We start from the raw sequence: 12,756 nt of genomic DNA, 5'->3' as shown, positions 1-12,756 counted from the left end.
ACGGATGGATCTCGGCTCGACGGTCGGCATGGATGTTCGCAATCCCAGTTGGATCCTGTCCTTATGTCTTATCGCGTGCTGTTTTTCGCCTGCCTGTTGGGCGTATTTTCCTCTGGTGTGAGTGCGGCCCGCCCAGCGAATACCCTGCAAATGTACACTGAGGAACTGCCGCCGCTGAATTATCGGGATGGCAGTCATGTGGCCGGTTACAGCACCGCTGTAGCGACTCGCATTCTGGCCCTGGCGGGATTTAAGGGCGAGTTCCACCTGTTTCCCTGGAAACGGGCCTATAGCATCGTTCAGGAACAGCCTAATACAGTGCTCTACACCATGGCCCGCACCGAACAGCGAGAAGCGCTGTTCCGCTGGGTGGGACCTCTGGCGCAGCGGCGGATCTATCTTTACCGATTAAGTCGTCGGCCGGGCATTCGGTTGGCCAGTCTGGCGGATGTGCGCCCCTATCGGGTGGTCGGTCTCAACGGTTCTGCGGCAGCCAACGAACTCAGTCAGCGTCTGCCGGATGTCGATCTGCTGCTGGTTGGTAATGAGCAACAGAGTCTGGAAATGCTGCTGCTCGACCATGCCGACTTGGTGATCATGCTGGACTGGGCGATGCAGTATCATCTGGCCAAACTCCATCAGCCTGGGGACAGGGTGACTCCGGCACTCCTACTGGATGATCGTTACCAGTACTATTTCGCGGTGAGCAAATCGACGCCGGTGGCAACGGTTGCCAAACTGCAGGCGGCGTTCGATCAGTTGAAGGCGTCGGGCGAACTGGCCCGACTGCAGGAACAGTATCTCCACGTGAAATATTGAGTTGATGTCCGGCGAGCCGGTTCATTCTTGGCTCGCAGGCTCCTCCGAAATCTCGCCGTCTCCCCGCTGCATTTCATCCATCAGCCACTCCTTAAATGCTTTCATGCCCGCGGTTAGTGGTCGGCTCTTTTGGTAGACCAGATAATAGGCCTTGTGGGTGTCGAGCTGGATATCGAAAGGGACGACCAACTGGCCGGACTTGATCTCCCTGGAGGTGAGGGTGCTGTCGGCCAGGGCGATCCCCAGGCCTTCCTGCGCGGCGGCGGTGGCCAGTTGGCCACTGGACATCTGCAGGTTGCGTTTAGGGTTGATGAGGTCGACCCCGGCGAGATGCAGCCAGTTTTCCCATTCCCACTGTCGCTTGCTGACATAAATCAGCGTATGGCGCCGCAGGTCTTCCGGCGAGTCGAGGGGGCGTTTACCGTCCAGAAGGCGGGGGCTGCAGACCGGAACCAGCATTACCTTGCGGAGAAAGTGCACCTCAATGTCGTCCCACTCTCCGTTGCCAAAGTAGACCGCCATGTCTGTGGTGCCGCGACTGAAGTCGACAAGACCCATGGAAGCGTTGATCTGTAACTCGATATCGGGATAGAGCGCCTGGAAGTGAGACATGCGCGGCATCAGCCAGCGGGTCAGGAAATTGGGGGCCACGCTGATTCTGACCAGGTTTGCTTCGTGGCTGCTCGCGAGGCGTTGGGTGGCCATTTCGATCTCGTCCAGGGCATGCCGGATGGAGGTCAGGTACTGCTCGCCCGCCGGTGTCAGCTCGACCTTTCTCTTATGTCGGCTGAATAACGAAACTCCCAAATATTCTTCAAGTGTCTTTATCTGGTGACTGATCGCGGAAGCCGTCACGAAAAGTTCCTCGGAAGCTGCCACAAAGCTACTGTTTCTGGCGGATGCCTCGAAAGCACGAAGGGTGTTGAGTGGCGGGAGTCGGCGCATATCGGTTTTCACTGATGATGAAATATTTTCACCATTCTCGTTAGAAATGATCGCTTTTTCAACAGCCGCGAAGCACCTACCATGAGTCTTGCCAAGAGCACCAAAACACCCCTTCCTCAATGAGGACTCAGACCATGGAAAACGATACCAAACTGCGCGAATACGACCCGAATAATGTGGATTACTACGTGCGCGAAGCACGCCGCCTGCGTAGTGAATATGTGGCTGAATTGGGACGGGTGCTGGGGAAACGGGTAAAGGGATTGCTTCGCTCGACGCCGTCCAAACTGAACACTCGTCACTGAGCTCCCGGTTTCTTGCGGGGAGAATGGCTGGCAGTGCCCTTCGCAGGCAAGCCAGCCTGCCGCTTATCCACGATTGAAGCGTGTCTTCCAGGCTTTCCGGTCATTGCCAGGCGTTGATGATGCGCTGGAAAGTGCCGTCCGCTACCAGTTCTTGGTAGGCCTGCTGTAGCTTCTGCAGTGTGGCAGCATCGACACCACGCTTGCTGATCCCAAAGTAAACCGGGACCGGCTCCAGCATAAAACCGTGTAGGGCCAGCCCCTTGTAATGGGGGTTGTGGGCTATCTCGTAGGCCATGGCATCACGGTCTTCAAAGAAGCCGATGATGCGGCCCGCCTTAAGTTTTTCGGCATTGAGTTCGGGGCGGCTGATGTATTCGAAGTATCGAGCGAACGTGGCATCCCTAAGTCTTCTATCCAGAACAGGTGAGTAGCTGACATGCTGCTGTAAGCCGAAATTCTGGTGATGGGTTCGGGCCGTGGCCGGGAGATCGTCGATTCCGTCTATGCGCAAGTCCCTATCCTTCTGGCGCACCACCAGGGCCATCTGCGAGTAACGCTCTGGGCCAATCCAATACAGGTAGGCGCTTCGTTCCGGCGTTCGAGCAAGATTCATCATCACCTGCATATTGCCGTTTTTCATTTCCAGTAAGGCACGCGACCAGGGGCGCTCCTCGAAATGGGGTTGAAGCCCTGCCCGTTGTATCAGCGCTTGTCCCAACTCGGTGTCGAGTCCTGTCCACCGACCCTGCGCGTCGCGGAAATAGAAGGGAGGGAATGCCGCAACGCGTACCTTCAGAACGCGAGTCGTCGCTGGGGCGTCTTCGGCTGCCTGAACCAACGGCGCAGCCAAGAGGCTGAGCAGACAGGCGAGCAAGATGCGTTTCACGACCATAGGAATGTCCTCGACCGTCTATCATTGACAAAGTGTGATCATGCATGTGCCGCATGCGGGGTAGGGGAAGCGTCTATCGTTGCGCCTGACAGTATTGACGAGGGCTGTGGATAACACAATCGGGTATTGGCCCGGTCTTCCCCGCTTTTGGCGCCTTGGTAGTGGTATTGAGGGTTTTTGGTAAGCCCTTGTAAACCGGTATCGCCTGACGCGCTGCATCGTGCTATATCAGCAGTTTTGTGACCACCCGCACAGCGACAATCCGGTTCTCGGTAAACCTTCGCCTTCCAGGGTTATCTTCACTGGAGAGCGATCACGCACTGAATGGAACAGAATGATGGCGACTCCGATCGATCGATACCTGAATATTCTTGCCAAGAAAGATGGCTCAGATCTTTACCTCAGTACCGGGGCTCCTCCCTGCGCCAAATTCCAGGGAGAGCTCAAACCATTGTCGCGAGAGTCGATGAAGCCGGGTGAAATCGAGGCGATTGCCAATGAAATCATGGATGAAGAACAACGGAAAATGTTTGAAGTCGATCTCGAGATGAATCTTGCGATATCGATGCCTGGTATCGGGCGGTTTCGGGTCAATATTTTCAAGCAGCGCAACGAAGTGGCGATCGTTGCGAGGAACATCAACACCGAGATTCCCAAGTTCGAGGACTTGGGACTGCCGCCGGTGTTGAAGGAGCTGGTGATGAACAAGCGCGGTCTGGTGCTCTTCGTCGGGGGCACCGGGTCCGGTAAGTCGACCTCGCTGGCGGCATTGATTGACCACCGTAACAGCAATTCCGGGGGACATATCATTACCATCGAGGACCCGGTGGAGTTTGTGCATAAGCACAAAAAATCCCTCATCAACCAGCGGGAAGTCGGCGTTGATACGCGTAGTTTCAAGAACGCCCTGAAAAATACCCTGCGGCAGGCGCCTGATGTCATTCTGATCGGTGAAATCCGTGATAGGGAAACGATGGAACATGCGTTGGAGTTTGCGGAAACCGGCCACTTGGCGATTTCCACCCTGCACGCCAATAATGCCAACCAGGCCCTGGAGCGAATCATTAACCTGTTCCCGGACGAAAAGCGACCGGCGCTGTTGATGGGATTGGCGCAGAATATCCGGGGTTTTGTTTCCCAGCGCCTGGTGCCGACGGTGGATGGTAAACGGTGTGCGGCTGTCGAAGTCCTGCTCGGGACCAAGACCATTCAGGAGCTGATCCTTAAGAATCGGCTTCCTGAAATCAAGGAGATTATGGAGAAGTCCGAAAACCTGGGCATGCAGACCTTCGATTCGGCCTTGTTCAAGCTCTACATGGATAAGCGTATCAGCCTTGAAAACGCGATAGCCAACGCCGACTCCCCCAACAACCTGCGGCTTCGGATCAAGCTGGCAGAGGGGGATGCGCCGTCACCTGAACCGTCCGCTGCCGCGGCGGCGACAACAACACCAAAAACCAGTGGCTTGACGCTGGAGTTGGAAAAAATCGAGGAGGACGAAGACGAGGTTCCCTATCCGCCCAAGGAGTCTTTTTAAGGCACCTCCTGCGATGGCCGCCGTTAGTCGCCGCCGGGCGTTGGCGGGACCGCGGCGGCCTGCACCTCATCCCCGGAGACCCAGGCTACAGCTACGACCGGATTGATGTCTCCGCTCTCGAAACGGTTCCAGTTGGTATGAGCCCGCTGGATGGCGAGCAGTCGGTGAGGCTGCTGTTGTTCTTTATCCCAGGCCCGCTGAAGGACTTTCAGTTCGGGACAGAAATACCCGTTACAGATATCAGAGCGAAGCTCGCGAGGCAGGGCGCAGCCGGTGGCCGTCTGGTTGATGCAGGCCCCTGTCATCGATTCTTCCGGAAGTCGCTCCAGATAGGCGTCGAGGAGGCGTTCAGCGCTCAGTTCGGGGTTGGCGTCCAACTGTCGCCGCATGCTGACGGCGCTGAGGTAGGCATGGTCAGCCCCCTGAGCGCAGCAGCCTCCCCGGCATTGCCCGCATAAGCGGTCACAGAGCTGTGCCAGGCGGGGATGCCTTGCCAGAAGCGTGTCGATACCTTTGCGCTGTTCGGGGGCATCGTAATGTTGGTCGCGGGGTAGATCGGCGATGCTGGCGCAAGCAGTCGCTTCTGCGAGAATGTGTTTGAGATGGTCTTTATAACGGTCCTTGCGCGCGGATGACAGCCTTTCCGGCTGATTCGCTCCCTGCGGCAACGTCACCACGAGACGGCTACCCTGGTCCGGCTCATGGGCAAATACGGCGTCCGCGATCGCTTTGTTTTCGGCGGCTTCAGTTCGTTCGATATAGGACTGACGCTGGCGGTATTCGGCTTCGCGGGTTCGTTGTTCCCGAATGCGCTGCCGCTGGAAGTTCAATTGGGCCTGGAACAGGGCCGGTGGCATCGTCGATTCCTGCTGCAGTATGTGTCTGCAGGCTAAATTTCTGCAGACCTTGTGGCGCCGCTGTTGCTGTAACAGGGTGTCGACAGGGATCACGGGGTCGCCACAGACGAAGCAGCAGGTCGTATCGGAGGGAGATGAGGCGCCCGAGCCTCCCTGGGTCTCCATGGGCCATGTCCTTATAGGTGCAGAGTCCTGATAGGTGCAGAGTCCTGTGGCTGATTGGAACAGAATTGCATAAATGGATCCCCGGGAACAACCGGCCGAAAGAGGGCTCAGTCGTCGGTCTGGCTTGACCCAGGTGCCGTGATGACGTTCTATGGCTCCGACTGTTGGCAAAACCCATTCTTCCTGTCACCGATAACAACCGAGCGCTACCTATGAGCAATGACTCCCCCTCCAAATCGACTGACATGCTCTTCAATGCATTCAATGTCCTGACGCTCATCGGTGTCATGGTGGTCGGTTTCGGCCTGATCTCGACGATCTGGCATCGCCCGTCCGTCGAGGCACTGAGCCACTCCCTTTATCCTGCTGGCGCGCCGCTGATGAATTCGTCCCTGGCGGATTTCCTGATGCATCGCTGGGTGGGGGTGGTCATAGGGCTGGCGGTGTTGGGCCTGGTGGTCAAAGAATTCTTTATGACTCGAGTGGCGCAGCGGATGATGGTCAATGGCCTGGCATTGGTGCTGTTTGTTGGGCTTGCCGGACTTTTGGTGATGTTACTGCAGTCACCGGTTGCGCGTTAGGCCGCAGGGGCGGCCCAACGACGGCTACGACATCAGGGCGGCACCCAGCTTTTCTGCCGCCGTATTCAATATCGCGATATGCGATCGCATGGACTCCAGGCTCATCCGCGCTTCCGGCGCATGCACGGCAATACCGGCAATGACCTGACCGTCGTCGCCGAAGATGGGCACCGCCAGTGCAACCAGTCCTTGCAGGTCTTCACCGACGTTTTCGGCGTAGCCCTGGGCCTTGATCCTTTCACATTCCTTTTCCAGCTTTTGGGCATCGGTAATCGTGGATGGCGTGTATTTTTCCAGTGCCATATTCCGAATAGTGACGGCGCGAACCGGATCAGGAAGATGAGCCAGCAGCAGCTTGCCGATAGCCGTGCAATGCATCTTGACCCGACTGCCGGGGGCCAGTTGCACGCGCAGTGGCCAGTGACACTCGACCCGATCGATGTATAGCACTTCCCCGTTGTCGAGGATGCCGATGTTAACGGTTTCTTCGAAGCGCGCCACTAAGTCTTCGAGGATGGCGCGTGTCGGCGCCGTACGGTTCTGGGAGACGACGGCGGCGATGCCAAGCTGGCGGACCCGGGAACCCAGCCGGTATTTCTCCGGTTGTATATCCCGCTCCAGCAGGTCGAGTGCTTCGAGCTGCTTTATCAGCCGGTGAGCGGTTTGCTTGGGTAAATCGAGTTCGGTGACGACGTCGGACAAGCGAAGCGGCTTTTGATGACGCCCGAAGCACTCGAGTACGGAAAATGCGCGATCAATGGCAGAGCTCAACGGAAGCGCCTCCTGTTAACCACATGTTGTTGCCGACGGCCCGCACCGGTTATCGGCCCGTTATCAGGGGCGAGACCAGCGGATAGCAGGCCAGGCCGAGTCCTGTCATCAGAAGCAGGACGGTTGCCCCATGAAAGTGCCGGTCACTGAGCCGGATAAACACCTGATGGCCCGCAAATATGCCGCACAGCATGGCGACAAGCAAAAAACTTTGGAGTCGCAGATTGAGAAGCTGCCCGGGCATATGGGTAAGAATCGGCGGCAGCGAGAGTAAGCCGACAAGGACAAAATAGAGCGACATGATGCGCCGCTTCGAGGCCTTGCTGATAGCCTTGTCAGCATGGAGCGCCGTAAGGACTGGCGGGCCGGCTGCTCCGGCCACGCCTTGCATGAAACCGGCACATAAACCGATGAGCATCCAGTGTCGGGTCGTTGGTGACGCCTTGAAGGAGACTTTCCCGGCGATCAGTAATAGCGCGACCAGCAGGCAGGCGACCAGCATCACCCGCGCAAAGACGGGAGGCAGCACCAGCAGCACCAATAAGCCTGGCACCAGTCCGATAAGAGTGAATGCCGACAGTCTCAGGGCATAGGTGATCTCAGGCGCTGTGAGTCCGCGCAGGGCAATTAGCAGACCGCTGGCAATCTGGAACATCAGGCTGAGGCCGACAGCGCTTGCGGGCTCAAGCACCAGGCTCATCATTGGGACGGCCAGCAGTGCAAAGCCAAAGCCGGTTGCCGACCTCACCAGCGTTGCGGTAAAGATCGTTGCCGTCAGCGATAGGGTGATCGTGCCGGAAGCCATCATCACGGCGGTGCATCGTTGGGTGGGGATTGGATAAGGTGCTGGCGGATAATGGCGGCGCTTTCCAGCAGGTGGCGATCGGCACCCCGCTTTGCGATCAACTGAAGATTGATGGGAAAGCCTCCAGATTGCCCGAGAGGAAGGTTGAGCGCTGGCATCCCCAGGAGTGTCCAGAGCCGCTGTGGATCTCTGGACCCGGTTCCCTGCTCCAGTCTTGGAGGCGGTCCCATCACCGAGGGGAACACAATGACATCCCCGTCCCCCAACAGGCTCTCAAGGTGATCGATCAGGGTTTGGCGCCGCTCAAGACTGCGCTGGTAATTCGCGTCGGCGATGGATTGTCCGCGACGCAGAAAACCTTGCAGCAAATCGCTGGTTCCCGGATGCCCCAACAGACTGTCGCCCCAGGTGCGGAACATTTCAACGCAGAGCAGTGTGTCGGTTATCTCGGCTTCTTCCCTGGTGATAGGTGTGGGTAAGATAAGGTCGGCGCTGTCGATTCCTGTGCCTTTGCATGACCGCCGGAGTTGTTCCCGCAGGCGAAAGAAGGGTTTCAGGCCCTGGTCCTGGAACCAGGGTTCGACAAATACCCATCTGAAGGATGCCGACGGCTGTTGGCGGTGCTCGCTCATCAACAGGTGAAGTACCCCCGTCATGCGCTCCAGGGTATCGGCAAAAAATCCCAGGTGATCCAGTGTGGGACTGAGTGATAGCACGCCCTTTAGCGACCCAATGCCATGTGTTGGCTTAAAGCCAACTGCGCCGCAGTAGGCCGCAGGCCGGATGACGGAACCGATGGTCTGTGTTCCCAGGGCAAAGGAAACCAGACCGGCACCCACAGCCGCTGCCGACCCGCTGGACGATCCGCCGGGACTGTGCCCCGGCGACCAGGGGTTCACAGTGATCGTGGGCTTTGCGATAGCCATTTCGGTCGAGCGGGTAATGCCGATCACCTGCGCTCCAAGCCCGATAAGTTGGTCGACGATTTCCGCATTCTCCAGCGGTATCCGGTCTTCGAAGGCCAGGCAGCCGTACCCGCAAGGGCTGCCGGCGACATCGATGACTTCCTTTACGGCTATCGGGAGCCCTTTGAGAGGAGCACGGATCAGTGCTCCGGCCGTGTCGTCGCTGAGGCCTGGCGGCTCGCTCAAGACCGAGGTGAAGGCGTTGAGGGTCGAGCGAGCTATACGGTCGATCGTGGCCTGGGTTTCGGCCCGGAGGTGCGATAGTGCCGGGCGATGGTCAATGGGCTTGAGTGGTGTCATGTCAGTCCGCGGTCACCGAAGGCGGGTTGCAGCCATAGGACTTGGCAATTTCATCGGTCAGTTCGCTGAGAATTTCCGCTTCGAGCGTCCTGAATTCTGCGGATTTGCTGTCGCGTGGGTAGGGCAGGTCGACAGTCATGTCGAGCTTGATCCGTCCCGGACGGCTGGTCATCACCACAATCCGGTTGGCCAGTACCAGGGCTTCCTGGACAGAGTGGGTGATCAGCATGACCGTCTTCTCATATTCCTGCCAGATCGATAAGAGTTCTTGCTGCAGCATGCTGCGCGTAAGCGCATCCAGGGCGCCGAAAGGCTCGTCCATCAGGATGATGGAGGGATTGGTACAGAAAACCCGGGCCAGAGCGACGCGCTGCTTCATGCCGCCCGACAGGGAATGGGTGCTGGCTTCCGAAAAATCCTGAAGGCCGACCAGCTCAAGAAAGGACTTAACTATCGCTGCCCGTTGTTCCTCCGGGACCTTCAACTGCTTGAGCCCGAACTCGACGTTTTGCCGGACATTGAGCCAGGGGAAAAGCGCATACTGCTGGAACACCATGCCCCGATCGATGTCCGGCTTGTCCACTTTGACGCCGTCCACCAGGACGCTGCCTGCCGTTGCCTGCTCAAAACCTGCGACGATATTGAGCAGTGTGCTCTTTCCACAGCCGGAAGGGCCGATGACGGCGAGGAACTCACCCGGCTTGATATCCAGCTTCACCGGTTTCAGGGCTTCGACAGGATCGCCGTTCGGGGGGTAATACATCTTGCCGACATTTTGGATGTGAATGCCTTTCGCTCGACTCTGTGTCTTGTCGAATACGGTTGTCATTACTGTGCTCCCCAGTTGACCTTCTTCCCGATCACCCGGAAAACCGAGTCGATCAACACGCCCAGGACGCCGATGACGACCATGCCGGCCAATACCATGTCAGAGCGCAGGATCTCCATGCCGTTGGAAATAAGGAAACCGAGCCCATCTCTGGCCGCCACCAGTTCTGCGGCAATGATTGCTGCCCAGCCGGTGCCGAATGCAATGCGCAGACCTACCAGGATGGTCGGCATGGCCGCCGGCAGGATGACCTTGATGAACAATTTCAGAGAGGTGTCGCAGCCGAGTATCCGTCCTGCCCGAATCATGACGGGATCGATGGATTTCACGCCGGAGACCGTATTCAGGAGAATCGGGAAAAAGGTGGCGATAAAGATCACGAAGATCTTCCCGGACTCACCAATGCCGAACCAGAGAATGGCGAGGGGAATCCAGGCGAGGGGCGAGATCGGCCGAAACAGTTCGACCACCGGTTCGAACACCCGCTCAAAGCGCCGGTTGGTGCCCTGGAGCAGGCCGAGGGGAATCGCGATGATGGCCGCCAGGAGCCAGGCAGATAGAACCCGCGATAAGCTGGCGTAGATATCGGTGATGAGTTCTCCCGACTTGGTCAGTGTCCAAAGCGTTTCAGCGGTTGCTGCAGGCGTTGGCAGGATGGCTGAGCTAGGGTGAAGCAGCTCCACGACAGCTTGCCAAACGAAGATGATGGACAGCCCGGCGATAAAGTAGGGACCGATGCCACGGAGCCGGTGACGCAAATAGGCCATGGGTATTTCCTGTCATGTCTTACGTGGGGCAGATGATGAAATCAGGTCAGGTTGGTTGCGCCGGAGGCTGGCAATCAAGCCTCATGAGGCCGGCGCAACGCCTTTCAGTCCTTAATCTGCCAGGGCCTTCTTTGCGAAAGCGGCATCGATCTTTGGCGTATCGCTGGCTTTCAGTATTCCTGCATCCTTGAGGAACTTCGTATAGGCGGTGATGGTGTCCGCACCGGGGATGATGTCCGGATCGTAGACCGAAATCTTTTGCTTCAGCGAAAACGAAATAACGTCTTTCGGGAAGCCGATTTCGTTACTCCACATGGTAATCGCCTTGTTCGGGTCCGTCTGTATCAGTTTGATGGCCTTGACCAGCGCGCTCATGATGTCCTGAACCAGTGGCCCGTTTTCCTTGATAAAGGCGGTGCGGCCATAAAAGCCGTTGCCGATGTAATGTCCTGACTTCAGCGGCAGGATCGACTCGGCTTTCAGCAGGACCCGGGCCTTGCCGGACGCCAGTGCCTTGGAGACATGGGGGTCCCAGGTAATCCCGGCATCGACGTCCTTTTGATCCACAAGCAGGGACACGTTGGAGCCTTTGGTCTTGAATAGCTGAACGTCGTTGACGGTCAGGCCTGCGTCAGCCAGCGCCTTCAACAGCAGTGGATACTGCTGGGACCCTTCTCCGGGAAAGGCGATTTTCTTTCCTTTCAAATCCTTCACACTGGTGATCGTTGAGTCGGCGGGCACGATAATGGCTGTCTGCTCAAGGATGGTAATGCCTAGCAACTGCGCGGGAAGCCGGGCGGAGGCGACGATGGCGGGCCCCATGCCGGCGGACGCGAGATCCAGGTCTCCCGCAGCCATGGCCTGATTCTCAGGTGCGCCGTAGGAAAAGCTGTGGAATTTAAACCTCACATCGTACTTTTGCTCGATCGGTTTCAGGTAGCCGGCAGCCTGCGCTATGTAGATCGGCTGTGTGGCTGGTTGCACACCGACGTTGATGTCTGTGGCTGCGTGGGTCACTACGGATGAAAACAGTAACGCCGCGCTCAATATCCAGCGACTGAGGGGGCTTTTTGCCAGATGTTGCATGATGCCTCTCCATAAAATGGGACGTTTGGTCTCGATTTATGATGCATGAACGAGGCCATCGCTGTTCAATTTTTGCAAAGTGCATAAGAATCAGTCTGTTGCTTGGGTGGTGATCGATAAGCTTTGCGCGTCGAAAGGGCGCTGTGCCCTGAAAGCTGGCGTTACCGCGGGCGGGTGCACCAAAGTGGGAAGGTGATATCGGCGCGTCCAGGCGTCGAATCTTTGTGGCAAGTGAGCGTTACTGTCGTTTTTCGTAGACCTTCGCTACCCAGTCGATAAACACGCGAACCCTGGGGCTCAGCAGGCGCCGCTGCGGGAAGAGGGCGTGTATGGGGGTCGCTGAGGGTGGCGTATCGCTCAATAACTCGACCAGTGTCCCTTCCTTGAGGTCCTGCTCCACCGAATAACGGGGGACCTGGATCAGTCCGAAGCCGGAAAGCGCCGCCTGGCGGTAAGTCTCGCCACCGTTCACCTCCAGCGATATGGGTAGAGTCACTTTCCGGGGATCTCCGTCGACGATAAATTCCAGAGGCAGGACACTACCGGTCGCGGAGGAGTGAAAGCCAACCATCCGGTGACCGTCCAGTGCCTCCCAGTGCTCCGGAGTGCCAAAACGTTCCACGTAATCTGCGGACGCCACGGTCACTTCACGCAACAGGGCGAGGCGCCGGGATGCCAGGGTGCTGTCCTTGGGGGTGCCGGTGCGCAGCGCACAGTCGACGCCTTCCCCGACGACGTCCACATAACGGTCGGTTTCGCTCAGGAACAAGGTGATATCGGGATAGTCGGCAAAAAAGCCGGGTAGTGCCGGTACGATGAAATCCCGCGCCTGGGAACCGTGGACGTCGACCCTCAAGCGCCCGCGGGGTTTGGTGCCTCTGACGGCGCTTTCCGCTTCCTCAACGTCGCCCAGTATCGTCAGACAGCGCTGGTAGTAGATTTCGCCATCGGGAGTGGCGTGCACCTGTCGGGTCGTCCGGTGGAGCAGCCGGACCCTTAGGTGGGCCTCCAGCTGCTTCACGGCCTCGGTCACGGTCGAGGCGGGTAACCCAAGGTCTTCTGCGGCGCGGCTGAAGCTGCGCCGCTCCATAACCCGCACAAACACCCGCATGGCATCGAGTCGGTCCATTCT

At 57.9% G+C, this 12,756-nt stretch carries 14 protein-coding genes; 4 read left to right on the top strand and 10 right to left on the bottom strand.

What is annotated here, in order from left to right:
- The first annotated feature begins 63 nt into the window (after positions 1-63).
- Positions 64-819, top strand: a complete 756-nt coding sequence (locus CLR77_RS00730; RefSeq protein WP_097458680.1) for a substrate-binding periplasmic protein — start codon at positions 64-66, stop codon at positions 817-819.
- Between the two features lie 21 nt (positions 820-840).
- On the opposite strand, the gene gcvA is transcribed toward CLR77_RS00730, so the two are convergent.
- A complete protein-coding gene (gcvA, locus tag CLR77_RS00725) occupies positions 841-1,764 on the bottom strand; it encodes a transcriptional regulator GcvA (protein ID WP_097458679.1) in 924 nt (307 codons plus the stop codon).
- A gap of 134 nt (positions 1,765-1,898) precedes the next feature.
- Here gcvA and CLR77_RS20075 point away from each other — a divergent pair, with 134 nt between their 5' ends.
- The gene (locus CLR77_RS20075) at positions 1,899-2,069 is read left to right on the top strand and encodes an RSP_7527 family protein (RefSeq protein WP_158227086.1); all 171 of its coding nucleotides are present in this window, start codon (positions 1,899-1,901) and stop codon (positions 2,067-2,069) included.
- Between the two features lie 100 nt (positions 2,070-2,169).
- Here CLR77_RS20075 and CLR77_RS00720 read toward each other — a convergent pair whose 3' ends face one another.
- Positions 2,170-2,961 (bottom strand): substrate-binding periplasmic protein, encoded by a 792-nt coding sequence (locus CLR77_RS00720; RefSeq protein WP_097458678.1) that lies wholly within the window; start codon positions 2,959-2,961, stop codon positions 2,170-2,172.
- Positions 2,962-3,295: 334 nt separating this feature from the next.
- Between CLR77_RS00720 and CLR77_RS00715 the strand changes: the two genes are divergently transcribed.
- Positions 3,296-4,498, top strand: coding sequence for a PilT/PilU family type 4a pilus ATPase (locus CLR77_RS00715; RefSeq protein ID WP_198962629.1), 1,203 nt, complete (start codon positions 3,296-3,298; stop codon positions 4,496-4,498).
- A 23-nt stretch (positions 4,499-4,521) separates the two neighbouring features.
- Here the strand turns inward: CLR77_RS00715 and CLR77_RS00710 are convergent, their stop codons facing one another.
- Positions 4,522-5,520 (bottom strand): hypothetical protein, encoded by a 999-nt coding sequence (locus CLR77_RS00710; RefSeq protein WP_143269340.1) that lies wholly within the window; start codon positions 5,518-5,520, stop codon positions 4,522-4,524.
- Between the two features lie 212 nt (positions 5,521-5,732).
- Between CLR77_RS00710 and CLR77_RS00705 the strand changes: the two genes are divergently transcribed.
- Positions 5,733-6,101 (top strand): hypothetical protein, encoded by a 369-nt coding sequence (locus CLR77_RS00705; protein ID WP_097458675.1) that lies wholly within the window; start codon positions 5,733-5,735, stop codon positions 6,099-6,101.
- Between the two features lie 24 nt (positions 6,102-6,125).
- Here the strand turns inward: CLR77_RS00705 and CLR77_RS00700 are convergent, their stop codons facing one another.
- From CLR77_RS00700 to CLR77_RS00670, 7 genes are all read right to left on the bottom strand, one after another.
- Positions 6,126-6,872, bottom strand: coding sequence for an IclR family transcriptional regulator (locus tag CLR77_RS00700; RefSeq protein WP_097458674.1), 747 nt, complete (start codon positions 6,870-6,872; stop codon positions 6,126-6,128).
- Positions 6,873-6,921: 49 nt separating this feature from the next.
- Complete coding sequence (locus CLR77_RS00695; RefSeq protein ID WP_097458673.1) at positions 6,922-7,680, bottom strand: sulfite exporter TauE/SafE family protein; 759 nt, start codon at positions 7,678-7,680, stop codon at positions 6,922-6,924.
- The gene (locus CLR77_RS00690; RefSeq protein WP_097458672.1) at positions 7,680-8,942 is read right to left on the bottom strand and encodes an amidase family protein; all 1,263 of its coding nucleotides are present in this window, start codon (positions 8,940-8,942) and stop codon (positions 7,680-7,682) included. The genes CLR77_RS00695 and CLR77_RS00690 overlap by 1 nt, the downstream gene beginning before the upstream one ends.
- Position 8,943: 1 nt before the next feature.
- Positions 8,944-9,771: an ABC transporter ATP-binding protein gene (locus tag CLR77_RS00685; RefSeq protein ID WP_097458671.1), complete on the bottom strand. Its 828-nt coding sequence runs from the start codon at positions 9,769-9,771 to the stop codon at positions 8,944-8,946.
- The gene (locus CLR77_RS00680; protein ID WP_097458670.1) at positions 9,771-10,538 is read right to left on the bottom strand and encodes an ABC transporter permease; all 768 of its coding nucleotides are present in this window, start codon (positions 10,536-10,538) and stop codon (positions 9,771-9,773) included. Before CLR77_RS00680 ends, CLR77_RS00685 begins: the two co-directional genes overlap by 1 nt.
- Positions 10,539-10,649: 111 nt before the next feature.
- Positions 10,650-11,624, bottom strand: coding sequence for an ABC transporter substrate-binding protein (locus CLR77_RS00675; RefSeq protein ID WP_097458669.1), 975 nt, complete (start codon positions 11,622-11,624; stop codon positions 10,650-10,652).
- Positions 11,625-11,862: 238 nt separating this feature from the next.
- Positions 11,863-12,753 (bottom strand): LysR family transcriptional regulator, encoded by an 891-nt coding sequence (locus CLR77_RS00670; protein ID WP_097458668.1) that lies wholly within the window; start codon positions 12,751-12,753, stop codon positions 11,863-11,865.
- Between the last annotated feature and the right edge of the window lie 3 nt (positions 12,754-12,756).

This window comes from Mangrovitalea sediminis, from assembly GCF_002514725.1.
Lineage (GTDB): Bacteria > Pseudomonadota > Gammaproteobacteria > Pseudomonadales > Oleiphilaceae > Mangrovitalea > Mangrovitalea sediminis.
Note: the sequence above shows the minus strand (reverse complement) of the source record. Positions and strands in the feature narration are given on the sequence as shown.

Excerpts from the sequence above, each read along its gene's own strand:
- CLR77_RS00730 (WP_097458680.1), top strand. The coding sequence starts at position 64 with ATGTCTTATCGCGTGCTGTTTTTCGCCTGCCTGTTGGGCGTATTTTCC.
- gcvA (WP_097458679.1), bottom strand. The coding sequence starts at position 1,764 with ATGCGCCGACTCCCGCCACTCAACACCCTTCGTGCTTTCGAGGCATCC.
- CLR77_RS20075 (WP_158227086.1), top strand. The coding sequence starts at position 1,899 with ATGGAAAACGATACCAAACTGCGCGAATACGACCCGAATAATGTGGAT.
- CLR77_RS00720 (WP_097458678.1), bottom strand. The coding sequence starts at position 2,961 with ATGGTCGTGAAACGCATCTTGCTCGCCTGTCTGCTCAGCCTCTTGGCT.
- CLR77_RS00715 (WP_198962629.1), top strand. The coding sequence starts at position 3,296 with ATGATGGCGACTCCGATCGATCGATACCTGAATATTCTTGCCAAGAAA.
- CLR77_RS00710 (WP_143269340.1), bottom strand. The coding sequence starts at position 5,520 with ATGGAGACCCAGGGAGGCTCGGGCGCCTCATCTCCCTCCGATACGACC.
- CLR77_RS00705 (WP_097458675.1), top strand. The coding sequence starts at position 5,733 with ATGAGCAATGACTCCCCCTCCAAATCGACTGACATGCTCTTCAATGCA.
- CLR77_RS00695 (WP_097458673.1), bottom strand. The coding sequence starts at position 7,680 with ATGATGGCTTCCGGCACGATCACCCTATCGCTGACGGCAACGATCTTT.
- CLR77_RS00690 (WP_097458672.1), bottom strand. The coding sequence starts at position 8,942 with ATGACACCACTCAAGCCCATTGACCATCGCCCGGCACTATCGCACCTC.
- CLR77_RS00685 (WP_097458671.1), bottom strand. The coding sequence starts at position 9,771 with ATGACAACCGTATTCGACAAGACACAGAGTCGAGCGAAAGGCATTCAC.
- CLR77_RS00680 (WP_097458670.1), bottom strand. The coding sequence starts at position 10,538 with ATGGCCTATTTGCGTCACCGGCTCCGTGGCATCGGTCCCTACTTTATC.
- CLR77_RS00675 (WP_097458669.1), bottom strand. The coding sequence starts at position 11,624 with ATGCAACATCTGGCAAAAAGCCCCCTCAGTCGCTGGATATTGAGCGCG.
- CLR77_RS00670 (WP_097458668.1), bottom strand. The coding sequence starts at position 12,753 with ATGGACCGACTCGATGCCATGCGGGTGTTTGTGCGGGTTATGGAGCGG.